Source organism: Kitasatospora mediocidica KCTC 9733 (assembly GCF_000744225.1).
GTDB lineage: Bacteria > Actinomycetota > Actinomycetes > Streptomycetales > Streptomycetaceae > Kitasatospora > Kitasatospora mediocidica.
On sequence record NZ_JQLN01000005.1, the window covers coordinates 1,050,626 to 1,069,668 of the forward strand.

At 66.6% G+C, this 19,043-nt stretch carries 10 protein-coding genes, 3 rRNA genes and 1 pseudogene; 2 read left to right on the forward strand and 12 right to left on the reverse strand.

The window, feature by feature from the left end; translation table 11 throughout:
* Positions 1–287: 287 nt before the first annotated feature.
* Positions 288–908, forward strand: a complete 621-nt coding sequence (locus BS80_RS18705) for a DUF47 domain-containing protein (RefSeq protein ID WP_035798876.1) — start codon at positions 288–290, stop codon at positions 906–908.
* Between the two features lie 11 nt (positions 909–919).
* Entirely contained in the window at positions 920–1,909 is a 990-nt protein-coding gene (locus BS80_RS18710) for an inorganic phosphate transporter (protein WP_408607430.1), read from the forward strand.
* Positions 1,910–2,053: 144 nt separating this feature from the next.
* Here the strand turns inward: BS80_RS18710 and pstB are convergent, their stop codons facing one another.
* From pstB to BS80_RS18770, 12 genes and pseudogenes are all read right to left on the reverse strand, one after another.
* Positions 2,054–2,830 (reverse strand): phosphate ABC transporter ATP-binding protein PstB, encoded by a 777-nt coding sequence (gene pstB / locus BS80_RS18715; RefSeq protein ID WP_035798878.1) that lies wholly within the window; start codon positions 2,828–2,830, stop codon positions 2,054–2,056.
* Positions 2,831–2,872: 42 nt separating this feature from the next.
* The gene (gene pstA / locus BS80_RS18720) at positions 2,873–3,952 is read right to left on the reverse strand and encodes a phosphate ABC transporter permease PstA (RefSeq protein WP_051966769.1); all 1,080 of its coding nucleotides are present in this window, start codon (positions 3,950–3,952) and stop codon (positions 2,873–2,875) included.
* The gene (pstC, locus tag BS80_RS18725) at positions 3,949–4,950 is read right to left on the reverse strand and encodes a phosphate ABC transporter permease subunit PstC (protein ID WP_035798879.1); all 1,002 of its coding nucleotides are present in this window, start codon (positions 4,948–4,950) and stop codon (positions 3,949–3,951) included. Before pstC ends, pstA begins: the two co-directional genes overlap by 4 nt.
* 145 nt (positions 4,951–5,095) lie before the next feature.
* Positions 5,096–6,238, reverse strand: coding sequence for a phosphate ABC transporter substrate-binding protein PstS (gene pstS / locus BS80_RS18730; RefSeq protein WP_035798881.1), 1,143 nt, complete (start codon positions 6,236–6,238; stop codon positions 5,096–5,098).
* Between the two features lie 234 nt (positions 6,239–6,472).
* Positions 6,473–7,156, reverse strand: coding sequence for an NUDIX hydrolase (locus BS80_RS44115; RefSeq protein ID WP_408607392.1), 684 nt, complete (start codon positions 7,154–7,156; stop codon positions 6,473–6,475).
* Complete coding sequence (locus tag BS80_RS18740) at positions 7,141–8,256, reverse strand: CHAD domain-containing protein (RefSeq protein ID WP_063772007.1); 1,116 nt, start codon at positions 8,254–8,256, stop codon at positions 7,141–7,143. The genes BS80_RS44115 and BS80_RS18740 overlap by 16 nt, the downstream gene beginning before the upstream one ends.
* 43 nt (positions 8,257–8,299) lie before the next feature.
* Positions 8,300–10,528, reverse strand: coding sequence for an RNA degradosome polyphosphate kinase (locus BS80_RS18745; protein WP_051966771.1), 2,229 nt, complete (start codon positions 10,526–10,528; stop codon positions 8,300–8,302).
* Positions 10,529–10,803: 275 nt separating this feature from the next.
* Positions 10,804–11,811, reverse strand: a complete 1,008-nt coding sequence (gene mshD, locus BS80_RS18750; protein WP_051966772.1) for a mycothiol synthase — start codon at positions 11,809–11,811, stop codon at positions 10,804–10,806.
* Positions 11,812–11,920: 109 nt separating this feature from the next.
* Positions 11,921–12,037, reverse strand: a 5S ribosomal RNA gene (gene rrf, locus BS80_RS18755).
* Between the two features lie 88 nt (positions 12,038–12,125).
* Positions 12,126–15,246, reverse strand: a 23S ribosomal RNA gene (locus tag BS80_RS18760).
* A gap of 283 nt (positions 15,247–15,529) precedes the next feature.
* Positions 15,530–17,051 (reverse strand): 16S ribosomal RNA (locus BS80_RS18765).
* Together the 16S, 23S and 5S rRNA genes form the textbook arrangement of a ribosomal RNA operon.
* Positions 17,052–17,683: 632 nt before the next feature.
* Positions 17,684–19,027: pseudogene (locus BS80_RS18770) on the reverse strand (PP2C family protein-serine/threonine phosphatase); the annotation flags it as partial.
* Positions 19,028–19,043: the final 16 nt, after the last annotated feature.

A 19,043-nucleotide genomic window follows, 5' to 3' on the forward strand; every position in this document is an offset into this window, starting at 1 on the left:
ACCCCGGTCTCCCGCTACCAGTGTCCCGCACCGGACGCCGGCGCGGGGTTCCCCCGTCCGGGCGGCGCGGGCGGAGCACGGTGGACGGAACAGGGGCATTCCGGCCGAGGTTCCGTCAGACTGGGGCTTCACTCCCCCGTACGCCGACGTGCGGGGCCGGTCGGAGCTCGGACGGCACCCGCCTGGAAGAGGAGCGTCCGGTTCCCTGTAGCGCACCCCCGTTTGCGTAATCCTGACGCGGAGCACCTAGCATCGTTCAGTCCGTACCCCGCACATCGGAGATTTCCGTGCGTTTTAGCCTGACCCCGAAGGAGACGAGCTTCTACGACATGTTCGCCGCCGCGGCGGAGAACCTGGTCGTCGGATCGAAGCTCCTGCTGGAACTGCTGGGCTCAGACGTGTCAGCCAGAGCGGAGATCGTCGAGCGCATGCGCGCCGCCGAACACGCGGGCGACGACACCACCCACGCGGTCTTCCACCAGCTCAACTCCTCGTTCATCACGCCGTTCGACCGCGAGGACATCTACAACCTGGCCTCCTCGCTCGACGACATCATGGACTTCATGGAGGAGGCCGTCGACCTCGTCGTCCTCTACGACATCCAGACCCTTCCCAAGGGCGTCGAGCAGCAGATCGAGGTGCTGGCCAGGGCTGCGGAGCTGACCGCCGGGGCGATGCCGAACCTGCGGAGCATGTCGGGCCTGAGCGAGTACTGGATCGAGATCAACCGGCTGGAGAACCAGGCCGACCAGATCCACCGCAAGCTGCTCGCGCACCTGTTCAGCGGTCAGTACGAGGCCATCGAGGTGCTCAAGCTGAAGCAGGTGGTGGACATCCTCGAAGAGGCGGCCGACGCGTTCGAGCACGTCGCCAACACGGTGGAGACCATCGCCGTCAAGGAGTCCTGACCAGCGTGGACATGGCAGCACTCATCGCCGTCCTCGGCGTGGCCTTCTTCTTCACGTACACCAACGGTTTCCACGACTCCGCGAACGCCATCGCCACCTCGGTCTCCACCCGGGCGCTGACCCCGAAGGCCGCCCTCGCGATGGCCGCCGTGATGAACCTGGCGGGCGCCTTCCTGGGCAGCGGGGTGGCGAACACCGTCTCCAAGGGGATCATCGAGACCCCGACCGGCAGCCAGGGGATGGCCATCCTCTTCGGCGCCCTGGTCGGCGCGATCGCCTGGAACCTGACGACCTGGTACTTCGGCCTCCCCTCCTCCTCCTCGCACGCGCTGTTCGGCGGCATGGTGGGCGCCGCGCTGGCCGGCGGCACCCAGGTGATCTGGAGCGGAGTGGTCGACAAGATCATCATTCCGATGTTCGTCTCCCCGATCGTCGGACTGGTGGCCGGCTACCTGGTGATGCTGGCCATCCTGTGGATCTTCCGCCGGGCCAACCCGCACAAGGCCAAGCGCAACTTCCGGGTCGCGCAGACCGCCTCGGCCGCCGCCATGGCGCTGGCCCACGGTCTGCAGGACGCCCAGAAGACGATGGGCATCGTGGTCCTGGCGCTCACCATCTCGGGCCACCAGAGCGACAACTCGATCCCGATCTGGGTCAAGGTCTCCTGCGCCACCATGCTGTCGCTGGGCACCTACGCGGGCGGCTGGCGGATCATGCGGACCCTGGGGCGCAAGATCATCGAGCTGGACCCGCCGCAGGGCTTCGCCGCCGAGAGCACCGCCGCGACGATCATGTACGTCACCTCGTACGTCTTCAAGGCCCCGATCTCCACCACCCACGTGATCACCGCCGCGATCATGGGCGTGGGGGCCACCAAGCGGGTCCGCGCGGTCCGCTGGGGCGTCGCCAAGAACATCGTGCTCGGCTGGTTCATCACCATGCCGGCCGCGGCCGTGGTGGCCGCGCTGGTCTACTGGATCGTCGACGTGATCTTCCTCTGATCCACCCGCCGGCCGCTGCGGCCGCACACGAAAGGGCCCGCCCCCATGTCCCGGGGGCGGGCCCTTCCTCATACTCTGCGGCGGCACCGCCATGCAGCGCCGCAGAGCAGTTCCGTGCTCCACACGCTCGCCGACCGGCCTGGCCTAGCCGAAGCGGCCGGAGATGTAGTCCTCGGTCGCCTGGACCGAGGGGTTGGAGAAGATCCGCTGGGTGTCGTCCAGCTCGACCAGCTTGCCGGGCTGGCCGACGCCGGCCAGGTTGAAGAAGGCGGTGCGGTCGCTGACGCGGGCCGCCTGCTGCATGTTGTGGGTCACGATGACGATCGTGAACCGCTCCTTGAGCTCGCCGATCAGGTCCTCGATGGCCAGCGTGGAGATCGGGTCGAGGGCCGAGCAGGGCTCGTCCATCAGCAGGACCTGGGGCTCGACCGCGATCGCGCGGGCGATGCAGAGCCGCTGCTGCTGGCCGCCGGAGAGGCCGGCGCCGGGCTTGTTCAGCCGGCCGCTGACCTCCTTCCAGAGGTTCGCGCCCTTGAGCGAGTTCTCCACCACGCCGTCCAGCACGGACTTCTTGCGGATGCCCGCGAGCTTCAGTCCGGCCGCGACATTGTCGTAGATCGACATGGTCGGGAACGGGTTGGGTCGCTGGAAGACCATCCCGACGGTGCGGCGCACCGCCACCGGGTCGACGTTCGACGCGTACAGGTTCTCGTCGTCCAGCAGGACCTTGCCCTCGACGCGGGCGCCGGGGATCACCTCGTGCATCCGGTTCAGGGTGCGCAGGAAGGTGGACTTACCGCAGCCGGAGGGGCCGATGAAGGCCGTCACCGAGCGGGGCTCGACGGTCATCGAGATGTCCTCGATGGCCTTGGTGGCGCCGTAGTAGGCCGACAGTCCGCTGACGTCGATGCGCTTCGCCATGATCTTTCGTCTCTCTCGTCTTTACGTACGTCAGTCGGTCGGTCAGTGCCCGGACTTGGGCGAACGCCAGCGGGCGATGCCCCGCGCGATGAGGTTGAGCCCCATCACGAAGGCGATCAGCACCAGGGCGGCCCCCCAGGCACGCGCGTAGCCGAAGCTGTTGTTGACCTGCGCGTACTGCTGCCAGATGTAGATCGGCAGGTCCATCTGCGGGCCCTGGAACGGGTTGCTGTTGATGGAGTCCGAGACGAACACCAGCATCAGCACCGGCGCGGTCTCACCCGTGATGCGGGCGACCGCCAGCATCACACCGGTGGCGATACCGCCGATCGCGGTGGGGATGACGATCCGCAGGATGGTCTTCCACTTGGGCACACCGAGCGCGTACGAGGCCTCGCGCAGCTCGTTCGGGACGAGCTTGAGCATCTCCTCCGTGGAGCGCACGACCACCGGAATCATCAGGATGGCCAGCGCGAGGCTCCCCGCGAAGCCTGAGTACTGGAAGCCCAGTGCCAGGATCCACAGCGAGAGGATGAACAGACCGGCGACGATGGACGGGACACCCGTCATGACGTCGACGAAGAAGGTGACCACCTTCGCGAGCCGGCCGCGGCCGTACTCGACCAGGTACACCGCGGTCAGCAGACCGATCGGTGCGGCCATCAGGGTGGCCAGGCCGACCTGCTGGATGGTGCCGAGCAGCGCGTGGTAGATGCCGCCGCCCGGACCGGACGAGTAGACACCCCGCATGGAGTGCGAGAGGAAGTCGCCGTTCACGACGGCGGCGCCCTGCTGGATCGTGTAGAAGATCAGCGAGACGAGCGGGACGACGGCCAGGATGAACGCCACCCAGACCAGCGAGGTGGCCAGCTGGTCCCTGGCCTGCCGACGGCCCTCGACCTTGGCCGAGGAGCCGTAACTGATGACCACGAAGAGGAGCGCGGCGATCAGGCCCCACTGCAGGTGGCTCTGGAGGCCCGCGCCGGCGCCGATGGCGCAGCCGAGGGCGATCGCCAGAACGGCGGTGGCGGCCGGTGCCCAGCGGGGCAGCCGGGCGGTGGTCAGCCGGCGGTGCAGCTGCGGGAGCGGCACGTGGTCGGTGACTGAGGTTGCGGTGGTCATGCGTTGGCCCCCGAGTACTCCTTGCGGCGGGCGATGATCAACCGGGCGCCGCCGTTCACGAGCAGAGTGATCACGAACAGCACCAGGCCGGAGGCCATCAGTGCATCCTTGCCGGCCGGGCCGGCCTCGCTGTACTTCAGCGCGATGTTCTGCGCGAAGGTGCCGCCGCCCGCGTCCAGCAGGTGCAGCGACAGGACGTTGCTCGAGGAGAGCACGATGGCGACCGCCATCGTCTCGCCGAGCGCACGGCCCAGGCCGAGCATCGAGGCCGAGATCACGCCGGGCCGTCCGAACGGCAGGACGGCGGTGCGGATCATCTCCCAGCGGGTCGCGCCGAGCGCGAGCGCCGCCTCCTCGTGGCTGCGCGGCACCTGCCGGAAGACCTCGCGGCTGACCGCGGTGATGATCGGCAGGATCATGATCGCCAGCAGGATGCCGGTGGTGAAGAGGTTGCGCGCCGGGGCACCCTGGTGGGTCGTCCGGAAGATGTACGTCCAGCCCAGGTAGGTGTTCATCCAGCTGGTCAGCCCGGCCAGGTGCGGGACGAGGAAGAGCGCGCCCCACAGGCCGTAGACGATGCTGGGCACGGCGGCCAGCAGGTCCACCAGGTAGGCGAACGGCTGGGCGATCTTCCGCGGCGCGTAGTGCGAGATGAAGAGCGCGATCGCGATCGCGAGCGGCACGGCGAGGACCATCGCGATGCAGCCGCTGACGATGGTGCCGAAGGTCAGCACCGCGATGCCGAAGCTGGGCTTCAGGATGTTGTCCGGGTCCCACTCGAAGGTGGTGAAGAAGTTCGTCTGGTCCTTGCTGAGCGCGATACCGCTGCGGTACAGCAGGAACCCGGCGATCGCGGCCATGATGACCAGCAGCAGGATTCCCGAGCCGGCGGAAGCGACGAAGAACAGGCGGTCGCCCCGGCGGCTGTTCCCTTGCAGGGAGCCCGTCGGGGTCGTGGTGGTCCTGCCCCCGGAGGAGTCAGGGGTGGATGAGGTCATGAGGATCTACTCCGGTCTGGCGGCGCCGCCCCGCGAGGGCGGCACCATGGCGGCGGTGCCCCGGACGAGTGGTGTGCTGGTGGAACTCCGGTCGGCGGTCCCGTCCCCCCTTGAGCGGGACCGCCGACCGGATGGAGCGAGTGGATCAGGCGAGGGTCGGGATCAGGGCCTTCACCTTGTCGGTGACCGACGAGGGGAGCGGGACGTAGCCCTTGTCGCCGATGGCCTTCTGGCCGGCGTCGCTGATCGTGTAGGTCAGGAAGGACTTGAGGGTGTCCAGCGTCGCGGGCGCGTTGCCCTTGTCGCAGGCGATCTCGTAGGTGACCAGGACGATCGGGTAGGCACCCTCGGTCTTGGTCGCGTAGTCCAGGTTGAGCGCCAGGTCGCTGCCGGTGCCGGCGGGCGTCGCGGTGGCGATCGTGGTGGCGGCGTTGGCGGCGGTCGCCTCGACCGGCTTGGAGGCGCCCGTGTTGATGGAGGCGCTCTTCAGGTTGTTGCTCTGCGCGTAGGACAGCTCGACGTAGCCGATCGAGTCCTTGACGGCCTTGACCTGCGAGGCGACACCGGCGCTGAGGTTCGCCGACTGGCCGCCGTGGCCGGCCCAGGTCTTGCTGGACGGGTAGGCCCAGTTGCCGGCCGAGGTCTTCGCCAGGTAGGCGGTCAGGTTCTGCGTGGTGCCCGAGTCGTCCGAGCGGTGGAAGGCCTGGATCGGGCTGGACGGGAGGGTCACGCCCGGGTTCAGCGCGGCGATCGCCGGGTCGTTCCAGGTGGTGATCTTCGAGTCGAAGATCTTGGCGATGGTCGGGCCGTCGAGCACGAGGTTGCTGACACCGTCGACGTTGTAGACGATCGAGACGAGGCCACCGACCATCGGGATGTCGACACCCTTGCCGCCACCGGCGCAGACCGCCTGCGAGGCGGTGACATCGGCGGGCTTCAGGGCCGAGTCGGAGCCGGCGAAGGCGACCTTGCCCTGGTTGAACTGCTGGACACCGGCACCGGAGCCGACCGGGTTGTAGTTCAGCGTGCTGCCGGAGCAGGCCGCGCCGAAGGTGTTCTTCCACACGTCGATCGCGTCGCCCTGGGCGCTCGAGCCGGCGCCGAGCAGCGGCGCCTGCTTGGCGGCACAGGTGATGGCGGCCGGGGAGGCGGCGCCGCCACTGGCGGAGCTGCCACCGGAGGCGGTGGTGTTGTTGTCCGAGCCGCAGGCAGCGAGCGACAGCGAGCTGACGAGCGCCACGGCACCGATCGCGAGGGCCTTGGTGCGGCCGTTCCGCTGGAGCTTCACAGGGTGTCCCTTTCTTTGGCACAGTCCGCCACGCACGCCCGATCATTCGGACGGGGCAGACCTTGCTGTGGTCCGGGGCCTCTCCGGCCCTCCGGTACGACCGAAGTTAGGCCGGGCAAGTGACACGTCAGCCGGTCATAAATGAACGGGGAGTGAACCTCGAAAGGATGCCAGGAAACACCAGCCGGTAGTCACGGTTGCATCACAGCAAGGATTCGGCCAAGACACGCCGAACTACCGGTCCTCGCCGGCCTCGGCGAGCTGCTCCAACAGGGCGTCGATCAGCTCGCGGTCACGGGCGTGGGTCAGCTTCTCCCTGGCCTTGCCCGGCTTGAGCCACTTCATCCGGTCCACCTCCCGATTGGGCCGGAACTCGCCGCTCAGCGGCACGGCGGACCAGTAGCGGACCTCCTTGGGCCGCCCGTTCGCCAGGTAGTACTGGGAGGGCAGCGGCGCGACCAGCCGGCAGACCAGGCCGGTCTCCTCCTCGACCTCCCGCAGGGCCGCCTGCCACGGGGTCTCGCCCGCGAGCAGCTTGCCCTTGGGCAGGCTCCAGTCGTCGTACTTCGGCCGGTGGATCAGCGCGATCCGCGGCTTGCGCGCAGTGCCGTCCTTCTTGCGCGTCCCGTCGGGGACCCAGAGCACCGCGCCGGCGGCCAGCACCGTGCTGCCCCGGCCGCTCTTCTTCGCCCCGGCCTGGTGCTGCTGGGCGGGGGACTTGGACACACCCCGGCCCGGACCTCCCCAGGCGCCGGGCATCTTGGCCTCGCGCAGCTTGCGCCGGCCCAGGCGCTCGGCGCCCTCCGTCCACTCGGCCCGCGCGGGGTCACCGCCGTGCCCGGCGGCGGAGTGCCCGGACGCCGCCATCCGGGGGCCGGGGCGGTTCTGCTGCTGGTCTGCGGTCAGGCGCTCGCCCATTCATGCCATCCGTGGTGCGGGAGGTCAGGCCACTGGCGGCCGAAGGCGTGCCGGGCCGCCTCCACCTCAAGTCGTTGATCAGCATGCACCACCCCCAGGACGTAGGCGGTCGCCGGGGTGATCCTCGGCGTGCGCGCCGCGGTGGCGGCGGTCATCGCCGCGTCCGAGGCGTCCTGGTGACGGTCGAGCACCTGATCGAGCGCGTCCAGCTCGGGCGCCGAACGGCCGCACACCTCCAACGCGTACCGGGCCCGTTTCAGCAGGATCCGCGCCCGCCGCCATGGCGCGTCGTCCGCCGCCAGCGCCGTGTCGGCGTCACCGGGAGCGGCCGCCGCGCCCGCACCGCGCGCCTGCACCGGAACGCCCCCGGTCGGCGGCGCGGCCGTGGCGCCCAGCCGGTGCAGCGCGTCACCGTGGTACGCCCCGGCGACCCGCTGCAGCGGGAGTCCCTGAACGGCGGCGGCCAGCGCGCCGAACGCCCCCGAGGCCTGGACCAGCAGCGTCGCCCCACTCTGCCCGGCCATCGGCTGGACGAGCGGTGCCTCCCCCACCAGCAGCGTCATCCGGTCCGCCAGCGCATGCAGCCGGGACGAGCGCAGTTCCTGCAGCAGCGTGCTGTGCGCCCTGGTCCGGGACAGCGTCAACTGCCGGTCGAGCAGCGCCCGGGCCTTGGGCGCGCCCTGGTGCCCGGCCAGCATCCCCGGCCCGGCACCGTCGCCGGCCGGCGACGTCGAGCTGAGCGAGTCGAGCGCGGCCAGCAGGCGGGCCGAGCGCCGGACGTACGCGGGCTCCTGCGCGAGCAGGTTGAGCAGCCAGCGCAGCTCGGAGCGCGACTCGTGCGCCCAGGCGTTGTCGAAGACCGCGTCGAACGTGTGTAGGGCGCCGCCGATCCGGCGCACGGCGCGCAGCAACTCCCCCGTCCCCGCCGTGCCGGTCGGCGAGTTCACCGACGGCAGGGCGCCCGGTCTGGCGCCCGCCTCGCCGACCGCCTGCGGCAGGGCGCGCAGGAAGGCGCTCGCCTGGCCGGTCAGATAGCGCGAGAGGGTCTCTCCGGCGGTTTCGGTGGAAGCCGCCGGAGTCGTCATGGGCGCGTCAGTCATGTCTTGGGTACTCCCCGTTCCCCCAGGGCAAGGCGACGGATGGTCAGAGCGCGGTGGAGGAACTCCGACGGCGCTGGCGCGAGTCGATGAGCAGTTCCTGGATGTCGCGGAGCCGATGCCCGTCGGCGTCCTGGCTGTGCCTGGTCCACGCCCCGTCCGAACCCAGGTGCCAGGAGGAGGTGTCCTCCGCCATCCCGAGGTCGAGCAGCCCGGACAGCTCGGCACGGTGTCCCGGGTCGACCAGCCGGACCAGGGCCTCGATCCGCCGGTCCAGGTTGCGGTGCATCATGTCGGCGCTGCCGAACCAGACCTCCGGGTCCCCGCCGTTGCCGAAGATGAAGATCCGGGAGTGCTCCAGGAAGCGCCCGAGGATGCTGCGCACCCGGATGTTCTCGCTCAGCCCGTCCACACCGGGCCGGATCGCGCAGATCCCGCGCACCCAGACGTCCACCGGCACGCCCGCCCGGGAGGCCCGGTAGAGCGCGTCGATCACGGCCTCGTCGACGATCGAGTTGACCTTGATCTTCACCGAGGCCGGCCGGCCGGCGCGGTGGTGCTCGATCTCCTGGTGGATCCGGGCGATCAAGCCGTCGCGCAGACTGCGCGGGGCGGTCAGCAGCCGGCGGTAGGACTCGTGGCGCGAGTAGCCGGAGAGCCGGTTGAAGAGGTCCGAGAGGTCCGCGCCGACCTGCGGGTCCGAGGTCAGCAGACCGAGGTCCTCGTACATCCGCGCGGTCTTGGGGTGGTAGTTGCCGGTGCCGACGTGCGCGTAGCGGCGCAGCATGTCACCCTCCTGGCGGACCACCAGGGAGAGCTTGCTGTGCGTCTTGAGGCCGACCAGGCCGTAGACCACGTGGCAGCCGGACTCCTCCAGCTTGCGGGCCCACTTGATGTTGGCCTGCTCGTCGAAGCGTGCCTTGATCTCCACCAGGACGAGCACCTGCTTGCCGGACTCGGCGGCGTCGATCAGCGCGTCGACGATCGGCGAGTCGCCCGAGGTGCGGTAGAGCGTCTGCTTGATCGCCAGCACGTGCGGGTCGTTGGCCGCCTGCTCCAGGAAGGCCAGCACGGAGGTGGAGAAGCTGTCGTACGGGTGGTGCAGCAGGACCTCGCGCTCGCGCATCGCGGCGAAGATGTCCGGCTGCGATGCCGACTCGACGTCGGTCAGCCCGCGGGCGGTGCCGGCCACGAACTTGGCGTACTTGAGCTCCGGCCGGTCGAGGTCGGCGATGCCGAAGAGCCCGGTCAGGTCGAGCGGGCCCGCCAGCGGGAAGACCTCGGCCTCGGTGATGTTCAGCTCGCGGATCAACAGGTCGAGGATGTAGGGGTCGATCGACTCCTCGACCTCCAGCCGGACCGGCGGCCCGAACCGGCGGCGCATCAGCTCCTTCTCCAGCGCCTTGAGGATGTTCTCGGTGTCGTCCTCCTCCACCTCCAGGTCCTCGTTACGGGTGACCCGGAAGGCGTGGTGGGCGAGCACCTCCATCCCCGGGAAGAGCTCCTCCAGATGCGCGCCCATGACGTCCTCCAGCGGGACGTAGCGCTGGGCGGAGGCCTCCAGGAACCGGGTGAGAGCCTGCGGCACCTTCACGCGGGCGAAGTGCTTGTGCCCGGAGACCGGGTTGCGGACCACCACGGCCAGGTTGAGGCTCAGGCCCGATATGTACGGGAACGGGTGCGCGGGGTCGACCGCCAGCGGGGTCAGCACCGGGAAGATGTGCTGGCGGAACATGGTGTGCAGGCGGGCCTGCTCCTTGTCCGACAGCTCGGCCCAGCGGACCAGCGCGATGCCCTCGGCTGCGAGGTCGGGCAGGACTTCCTGCTGGAAGGCGGCCGCGTGCCGGGCCATGAGTTCGCGCGACTTGGTCCAGATGAGGTCGAGCACCTCGCGCGGCTGGAGACCGGACGCACTGCGCTGGGCGACCCCGGTGGCGATCCGGCGCTTCAGGCCGGCCACCCGGACCATGAAGAACTCGTCCAGGTTGCTGGCGAAGATCGCCAGGAACTTGGTGCGCTCCAGCAGCGGGATCTGCGGGTCCTCGGCCAGTTCGAGCACGCGCTCGTTGAAGGCGAGCCAGCTGCGCTCACGGTCGAGGAAGCGCCCCTGCGGGAGCTCCTCGGAATCCAGGTCGGCGAGCGCGGCGATCTGGTCGGGTGAGAGGCCGGGAGCCCTGCCCGCCCGCGCGGTGGCGGAAGTACCACCGGTGGCGTCGGGGGCTCCGGACTCCTCTCCCGATGGTGCTCCGGCGGTGACGGGACGGGGGATGCTCATGGGTTCCAGCTCCTCCACAGAGATGAGGTCCGAGTGATCCGGAGGCTCCGAAACCGTCGCCGCCTGCGGGTAGGCCCAGCCGCCTGGTGCGGTCGATATCCGACCGGACCGGGCCGCGGGGCCAGAGCTGCGGGAGCGAGACACTACGGACGTCATCCTGTGATCTTTGCGGCGGCAACTGAATCCACGGTAAACACCGCATGGCCAGGAGGAAAGCTGAGGCGGTCGGCCCTGCGGCCGACACCGGAACCCGTCCCTCCCTCGACCGCCGGGCGCTACCCCGCCGTGGCCGCTGAGGCCGGTGGGGCAGGCACTCGGTAGACCAGGTCGATCTCGTGCACGGTGAAGCCGAGCCGCTCGTAGACCCGGACGGCGGCGGGATTGTCCGCGTCCACGTAAAGCAGCACGGTGGAGAGGCCGCGGTCTGCGGCCAGATGGCGCAGACCGGCCGCGGTGAGTGCGCGGCCGAGGCCGTTGCCCTGCTCCGCGGGGTCGACGCCGACCACGTAGACCTCGCCCATGGCGGGCTCCCCCGCGGTGGGCGGGTGGACCTTCGTCCAGTGGAAGCCGACCACGCGGTCCCCGCGGGTGGCGAGGAAGAAGCCGTTCGGGTCGAACCATGGCTCGGCGATCCGGTCGGCCAGGTCCTGGCGCGTCCAGGAGCCCTGCTCGGGGTGGTGGGCGAAGGCGAGGGCGTTGAGTCGCAGCCAGGCCTCGTCGTCCGTGCCCGGGCGGAAGGTGCGCAGGGTGATGCCGGCGGGGAGGGGCACGTCGTCGAAGCGCTGCTCGGCCCGGTCGGGTCCCTCTGCCGGCCCCTCTGCCGGTCCCTCTGCGGGCAGGGTGCGTCGCATCTGGCGCAACTCGCGGACCAGTTCGGCGTGGTAACGGTCGGCCAGGTGACGGGCCGCCGGGTGGCCGCCGTGCGCCCAGAAGTCGACCGGTCCGGCGGACCGGGCCAGCACGGCGTCGAGCAGCTCCCGACCGTACCCGCGACCGCGCTGCTGCGGCGTGACCACGAGTTCGGCCGTCGACACTCCGCCGTCGGCCGGCGCCTCCAGCTGGGCGTAGCTCGTGTCCTGGCGGAGGAAGTGGCTGATGCCCGGCCTGGCCTGCTCCGAGCGCAGGCGGATCCGCCCCTGCTCGGAGACGGCCTCACGCCCGTCCTCCTCGAAGGCGGCGGCCAGGACCTGGAGTGCGCTGTCCCGCCCGCCCGGTTGCAGCACCGAGTACGTGATGACCGCACTCTCCTGCTTGTCGGGGCTCGCCCCCGTCGTCGCGTCCATGAGCCGACCCTACGTCAGCCCGTCGGTGCGCCGGCGATTTCGACTCGAAGCGGGGGAAACGCAGATAACCCCCATCCGATTTCTCGGATGGGGGCTATCTGGAATGATTGTTCGGCGGCGTCCTACTCTCCCACAGGGTCCCCCCTGCAGTACCATCGGCGCTGTGAGGCTTAGCTTCCGGGTTCGGAATGTAACCGGGCGTTTCCCTCACGCTATGACCACCGAAACACTATGAAACTGTCAACCGCACCACCCCCGTGACCAAACAGGGATGGGGTCGTTGTTTCAGAACAACACAGTGGACGCGAGCAACTGAGGACAAGCCCTCGGCTTATTAGTACCGGTCAGCTCCACCCATTACTGGGCTTCCACATCCGGCCTATCAACCCAGTCGTCTACTGGGAGCCTTACCCTCTCAAGGAGGTGGGAATACTCATCTCGAAGCAGGCTTCCCGCTTAGATGCTTTCAGCGGTTATCCCTCCCGAACGTAGCCAACCAGCCATGCCCTTGGCAGGACAACTGGCACACCAGAGGTTCGTCCGTCCCGGTCCTCTCGTACTAGGGACAGCCCTTCTCAATATTCCTACGCGCACAGCGGATAGGGACCGAACTGTCTCACGACGTTCTAAACCCAGCTCGCGTACCGCTTTAATGGGCGAACAGCCCAACCCTTGGGACCTACTCCAGCCCCAGGATGCGACGAGCCGACATCGAGGTGCCAAACCATCCCGTCGATATGGACTCTTGGGGAAGATCAGCCTGTTATCCCCGGGGTACCTTTTATCCGTTGAGCGACGGCGCTTCCACAAGCCACCGCCGGATCACTAGTCCCTGCTTTCGCACCTGCTCGACCCGTCGGTCTCACAGTCAAGCTCCCTTGTGCACTTACACTCAACACCTGATTGCCAACCAGGCTGAGGGAACCTTTGGGCGCCTCCGTTACTCTTTAGGAGGCAACCGCCCCAGTTAAACTACCCACCAGACACTGTCCCTGATCCGGATCACGGACCTAGGTTAGACATCCAGCACGACCAGAGTGGTATTTCAACGTCGACTCCACGACAACTGGCGTTGCCGCTTCAAAGTCTCCCACCTATCCTACACAAGCCGAACCGAACACCAATATCAAGCTATAGTAAAGGTCCCGGGGTCTTTCCGTCCTGCTGCGCGAAACGAGCATCTTTACTCGTAATGCAATTTCACCGGGCCTATGGTTGAGACAGTCGAGAAGTCGTTACGCCATTCGTGCAGGTCGGAACTTACCCGACAAGGAATTTCGCTACCTTAGGATGGTTATAGTTACCACCGCCGTTTACTGGCGCTTAAGTTCTCAGCTTCGCCTAGTCGAAACTAGACTAACCGGTCCCCTTAACGTTCCAGCACCGGGCAGGCGTCAGTCCGTATACATCGCCTTACGGCTTCGCACGGACCTGTGTTTTTAGTAAACAGTCGCTTCTCGCTGGTCTCTGCGGCCACCCCCAGCTCAGGAAGTAAATTCCATCACCAGGTGTGGCCCCCCTTCTCCCGAAGTTACGGGGGCATTTTGCCGAGTTCCTTAACCATAGTTCACCCGAACGCCTCGGTATTCTCTACCTGACCACCTGAGTCGGTTTGGGGTACGGGCCGCCATGAAACTCGCTAGAGGCTTTTCTCGACAGCATAGGATCATCCACTTCACCACAATCGGCTCGGCATCAGGTCTCAGCCTCAATGAGTGACGGATTTGCCTATCACTCGGCCTACACCCTTACCCCGGGACAACCACCGCCCGGGCTGGACTACCTTCCTGCGTCACCCCATCGCTCACCTACTACCCTGTTGGGTCAGCGGCTCCACCACGTCCCTTCGTCCGAAGACTCCAGGCCGGCTTCGCGGCTTTAGCATTCAGAGGTTCGACGTTGGCGCTTCAAAGCGGGTACGGGAATATCAACCCGTTGTCCATCGACTACGCCTGTCGGCCTCGCCTTAGGTCCCGACTTACCCTGGGCAGATCAGCTTGACCCAGGAACCCTTGGTCAATCGGCGCAAGAGTTTCCCACTCTTGTATCGCTACTCATGCCTGCATTCTCACTCGTGAACCGTCCACAACTGGATTCCTCCGCTGCTTCACCCGGCACACGACGCTCCCCTACCCATCACAGCCCCCGTTGGGAGTATTGCTGCAATGACACGACTTCGGTGGTGTGCTTGAGCCCCGCTACATTGTCGGCGCGGAATCACTTGACCAGTGAGCTATTACGCACTCTTTCAAGGATGGCTGCTTCTAAGCCAACCTCCTGGTTGTCTGTGCGACTCCACATCCTTTCCCACTTAGCACACGCTTAGGGACCTTAGTCGGTGTTCTGGGCTGTTTCCCTCTCGACCATGGAGCTTATCCCCCACAGTCTCACTGCCACGCTCTCACTTACCGGCATTCGGAGTTTGGCTAAGGTCAGTAACCCGGTGAGGCCCATCGCCTATCCAGTGCTCTACCTCCGGCAAGAAACACGTGACGCTGCACCTAAATGCATTTCGGGGAGAACCAGCTATCACGGAGTTTGATTGGCCTTTCACCCCTAACCACAGGTCATCCCCCAGGTTTTCAACCCTGGTGGGTTCGGTCCTCCACGAAGTCTTACCTCCGCTTCAACCTGCCCATGGCTAGATCACTCCGCTTCGGGTCTTGGGCATGCAACTCAACCGCCCTATTCGGACTCGCTTTCGCTACGGCTACCCCACACGGGTTAACCTCGCTACACACCGCAAACTCGCAGGCTCATTCTTCAAAAGGCACGCAGTCACGAGACACACAGCAAGCTGGTGTCCGACGCTCCCACGGCTTGTAGGCACACGGTTTCAGGTACTATTTCACTCCGCTCCCGCGGTACTTTTCACCATTCCCTCACGGTACTATCCGCTATCGGTCACTAGGGAATATTTAGGCTTAGCGGGTGGTCCCGCCAGATTCACACGGAATTTCTCGGGCTCCGTGCTACTTGGGAGAAGCTCAAGTGAGCCGTACAGATTTCGTCTACGGGGGTCTTACCCTCTACGCCGGACCTTTCGCATGTCCTTCGACTACCCATACGGTTTCTGACTCACCCAGCCGCCGGCAGACGACTGAAGAACTTTCCCACGACCCCGCATTGGCAACCCCTGCCGGGTATCACACCAATACGGTTTAGCCTCATCCGGTTTCGCTCGCCACTACTCCCGGAATCACGGTTGTTTTCTCTTCCTGAGGGTACTGAGATGTTTCACTTCCCCTCGTTCCCTCCACATACCCTATGTGTTCAGGTATGGGTGACAGCCCATGACGACTGCCGGGTTTCCCCATTCGGAAACCCCCGGATCAAAGCCTGGTTGACGGCTCCCCGGGGACTATCGTGGCCTCCCACGTCCTTCATCGGTTCCTAGTGCCAAGGCATCCACCGTGCGCCCTTAAAAACTTGGCCACAGATGCTCGCGTCCACTGTGCAGTTCTCAAACAACGACCAGACACCCACCTACACAACCCCAAGAATGAGGCAGTGTCCGTGGGACCGGCTCCAGAGGTACCAGCCATACGGCCGTTCCCTCAGGACCCAACAACGTGCCCGACACACCCGACCCGCTGAAACGTTCCACGCACCGAAGTGCAGTACTGGTAACAACCAACCGTGTGTGCCGAATAGTCAACGTTCCACCCATGAGCAACCGTGCGAGACATTTGCTCGCAAGCGGCCATGTGCTCCTTAGAAAGGAGGTGATCCAGCCGCACCTTCCGGTACGGCTACCTTGTTACGACTTCGTCCCAATCGCTGGTCCCACCTTCGACGGCTCCTCCCCTTACGGGTTAGGCCACCGGCTTCGGGTGTTACCGACTTTCGTGACGTGACGGGCGGTGTGTACAAGGCCCGGGAACGTATTCACCGCAGCATGCTGATCTGCGATTACTAGCAACTCCAACTTCATGGGGTCGAGTTGCAGACCCCAATCCGAACTGAGGCCGGCTTTTTGGGATTCGCTCCGCCTCGCGGCATCGCAGCCCTTTGTACCGACCATTGTAGCACGTGTGCAGCCCAAGACATAAGGGGCATGATGATTTGACGTCGTCCCCACCTTCCTCCGAGTTGACCCCGGCAGTCTCCTGTGAGTCCCCATCACCCCGAAAGGCATGCTGGCAACACAGAACAAGGGTTGCGCTCGTTGCGGGACTTAACCCAACATCTCACGACACGAGCTGACGACAACCATGCACCACCTGTATACCGACCACAAGGGGGCGACCATCTCTGGCCGTTTCCGGTATATGTCAAGCCTTGGTAAGGTTCTTCGCGTTGCGTCGAATTAAGCCACATGCTCCGCTGCTTGTGCGGGCCCCCGTCAATTCCTTTGAGTTTTAGCCTTGCGGCCGTACTCCCCAGGCGGGGAACTTAATGCGTTAGCTGCGGCACCGACGACGTGGAATGTCGCCAACACCTAGTTCCCACCGTTTACGGCGTGGACTACCAGGGTATCTAATCCTGTTCGCTCCCCACGCTTTCGCTCCTCAGCGTCAGTAATGGCCCAGAGATCCGCCTTCGCCACCGGTGTTCCTCCTGATATCTGCGCATTTCACCGCTACACCAGGAATTCCGATCTCCCCTACCACACTCTAGCCTGCCCGTATCGAATGCAGACCCGGGGTTAAGCCCCGGGCTTTCACATCCGACGTGACAAGCCGCCTACGAGCTCTTTACGCCCAATAATTCCGGACAACGCTCGCACCCTACGTATTACCGCGGCTGCTGGCACGTAGTTAGCCGGTGCTTCTTCTGCAGGTACCGTCACTTGCGCTTCTTCCCTGCTGAAAGAGGTTTACGACCCGAAGGCCTTCATCCCTCACGCGGCGTCGCTGCATCAGGCTTTCGCCCATTGTGCAATATTCCCCACTGCTGCCTCCCGTAGGAGTCTGGGCCGTGTCTCAGTCCCAGTGTGGCCGGTCGCCCTCTCAGGCCGGCTACCCGTCGTCGCCTTGGTAGGCCATTACCCCACCAACAAGCTGATAGGCCGCGGGATCATCCTGCACCGCCGGAGCTTTCCACCCACCCCCATGCGAGGACAGGTCATATCCGGTATTAGACCTCGTTTCCAAGGCTTGTCCCAGAGTGCAGGGCAGATTTCCCACGTGTTACTCACCCGTTCGCCACTAATCCACCCGAAGGCTTCATCGTTCGACTTGCATGTGTTAAGCACGCCGCCAGCGTTCGTCCTGAGCCAGGATCAAACTCTCCGTGAATGTCTGCCCGTAATCGGGCCGAACACCCGCGTTGAGCGGCACGACAACCACCGGAATAGGGTGGCTACGTGCACTGCGTCCTCGCTGTGTCTTACTTCAAAAGGAATCTCCAACCCCGATCAAAGACCGAGGCCGGGGATGTCAACATATCTGGCGTTGACTTTTGGCACGCTGTTGAGTTCTCAAGGAACGGACACTGTCTTCAAGCCGCTCTCGCAAGCTCTCCGAGTGTTTCGCTCAGTACTGCGTTTCGTTCTGCATTCAGCTTATCAGATCCGCCGTTCGGCGTTTCCCACTCGCTTTCCTGCCGCAGTGCCTCCGACCTTAGCAGGTCTTCCGCACCACTTGGCCTCAAGTGCCCTTCGCCGTAACCGACCTGACGGCCTGTCCGACGTGTTGAACTTTAGCCCAGCCCCGCCCCGAAAGGCGAATCCGACCCCACTCACCTCAATACCGGCACAGCAAAACAGCACCCCTGCGACAGTGCGCAGAAAGGCGGTTGATTGCCGAGAAAGGTGTTTCGGAGGAGTGGCTACCCCGGGACCGTCCGTGCAGAGCGCGCGTCCGGTGCTCCCAGGCAGGCAGCTCGAAGAACACTAGACCTCCTCGGGGGTCGAGTCAACCCCTGCTGCCGGGGGCGGGCGCAGGGGCAGCTGGAAGGCCAGCACCGCGACGTCGTCGTCGTGGTCGGCGGTCACGCCCATGGCGCGGAGGAGGCGGGCGCAGACGACGTCCGGGGAGCCGACCGCGCCGGCCAGGGTGCGGGCGAGCTGGCCGAGGCCCTCGTCGATGTCCTGGTCCCGGCGCTCGACCAGGCCGTCGGTGTAGAGGACGCCGGTGGTCCCCGGCAGCAGGCGCAGGACGTGCGAGCTGTGGCTGCCGCCGCCGGTGCCCAGCGGTGGTCCGTTCTGCTGCTCGCCCTGGAGGACGGTGCCGTCCGGGGAGCGGAGCATCAGCGGCAGGTGGCCGGCCGAGGCGTAGGTGAGCGTGCCGGCCTGGGGGCGCCCCCGGACGGAGTCTGAGGGCGGGTCGTAGACGGCGTACACGCAGGTGGCGATCTGGTTGGCGTCGATCTCCATGGCGATGCCGTCGAGCAGGCCCAGCACCTGGTGCGGGGGGAGGTCGAGGCGGGCGTACGCACGCACCGCCGTCCTCAGCTGTCCCATCACCGCCGCGGCGCGCAGCCCCCGGCCCATCACGTCGCCGATCACCAGGGCGGTCCGCCCGCCGCGCAGGCTGATCACGTCATACCAGTCGCCGCCGACGGCGGCCTCGGCGCCGCCCGGCTGGTAGGTGGCGGCGACGTTGAGGTCGGCCGGCTGTTCGAGCTCCTGCGGGAGCAGGCTGCGCTGCAGGGTGACCGCGGCCTCGCGCTGGCGGCGCTCGGCCTCGCGCAGCCGGACGGCGGCCTGGACCTGGTCGGTCACCTCGGCCGCCGAGATCAGCACACCGACCGGCACGGGGGCCCGCCCCTCGCGGACGCCGCCGGAGCCGTTCGGCTGAGCCGACGCGAGCTCGTTCGCGTGCAGCGGCACGCAGGAGACGTTGAAGTGGCGCGAGCGGCCGCCGGGGGCGCTGTCCTGGATGCACCGGGCCTTGACGCTGCGTTCGCGACCGCTGCGGAGCACCTGGTCCAGCAGGGGAAGCAGGCCCAGTTCGGCCAGCTCGGGCATCGCCTCGTCGGCCGGGAGGCCGGCCGTACGGGCGCCGAACAGTTCGCGGTAGGCGCGGTTGGCGTAGCCCAGGCGGTGCCGGGCGCCGTAGGTGACGGCGACCGGCGCGGGCAGCCGGCCGAGGACGTCCCGCAGGTCGTACAGCTCATGCAGGTCGAGCGGCGGTGCGGCCGACAGGCCGGCGGAGCAGCCGGCCGGTCCGAGCGGGTCGCGCGGTCCGGGCACGGCGACGGCGTCGTCCGTCGGCGGGGCGACGCGCCACGGGGCTCCGGCCAGCCGCGCACTCCAGCGCATGAGGTTCAACCGATTTCGCTTCCTC

Excerpts from the sequence above, each read along its gene's own strand:
- pstA (WP_051966769.1), bottom strand. The coding sequence starts at position 3,952 with ATGACCACCGCAACCTCAGTCACCGACCACGTGCCGCTCCCGCAGCTG.
- BS80_RS44115 (WP_408607392.1), bottom strand. The coding sequence starts at position 7,156 with ATGGGCGAGCGCCTGACCGCAGACCAGCAGCAGAACCGCCCCGGCCCC.
- pstB (WP_035798878.1), bottom strand. The coding sequence starts at position 2,830 with ATGGCGAAGCGCATCGACGTCAGCGGACTGTCGGCCTACTACGGCGCC.
- BS80_RS18710 (WP_408607430.1), top strand. The coding sequence starts at position 920 with ATGGCAGCACTCATCGCCGTCCTCGGCGTGGCCTTCTTCTTCACGTAC.
- BS80_RS18745 (WP_051966771.1), bottom strand. The coding sequence starts at position 10,528 with ATGAGCATCCCCCGTCCCGTCACCGCCGGAGCACCATCGGGAGAGGAG.
- mshD (WP_051966772.1), bottom strand. The coding sequence starts at position 11,811 with ATGGACGCGACGACGGGGGCGAGCCCCGACAAGCAGGAGAGTGCGGTC.
- pstC (WP_035798879.1), bottom strand. The coding sequence starts at position 4,950 with ATGACCTCATCCACCCCTGACTCCTCCGGGGGCAGGACCACCACGACC.
- BS80_RS18740 (WP_063772007.1), bottom strand. The coding sequence starts at position 8,256 with ATGACTGACGCGCCCATGACGACTCCGGCGGCTTCCACCGAAACCGCC.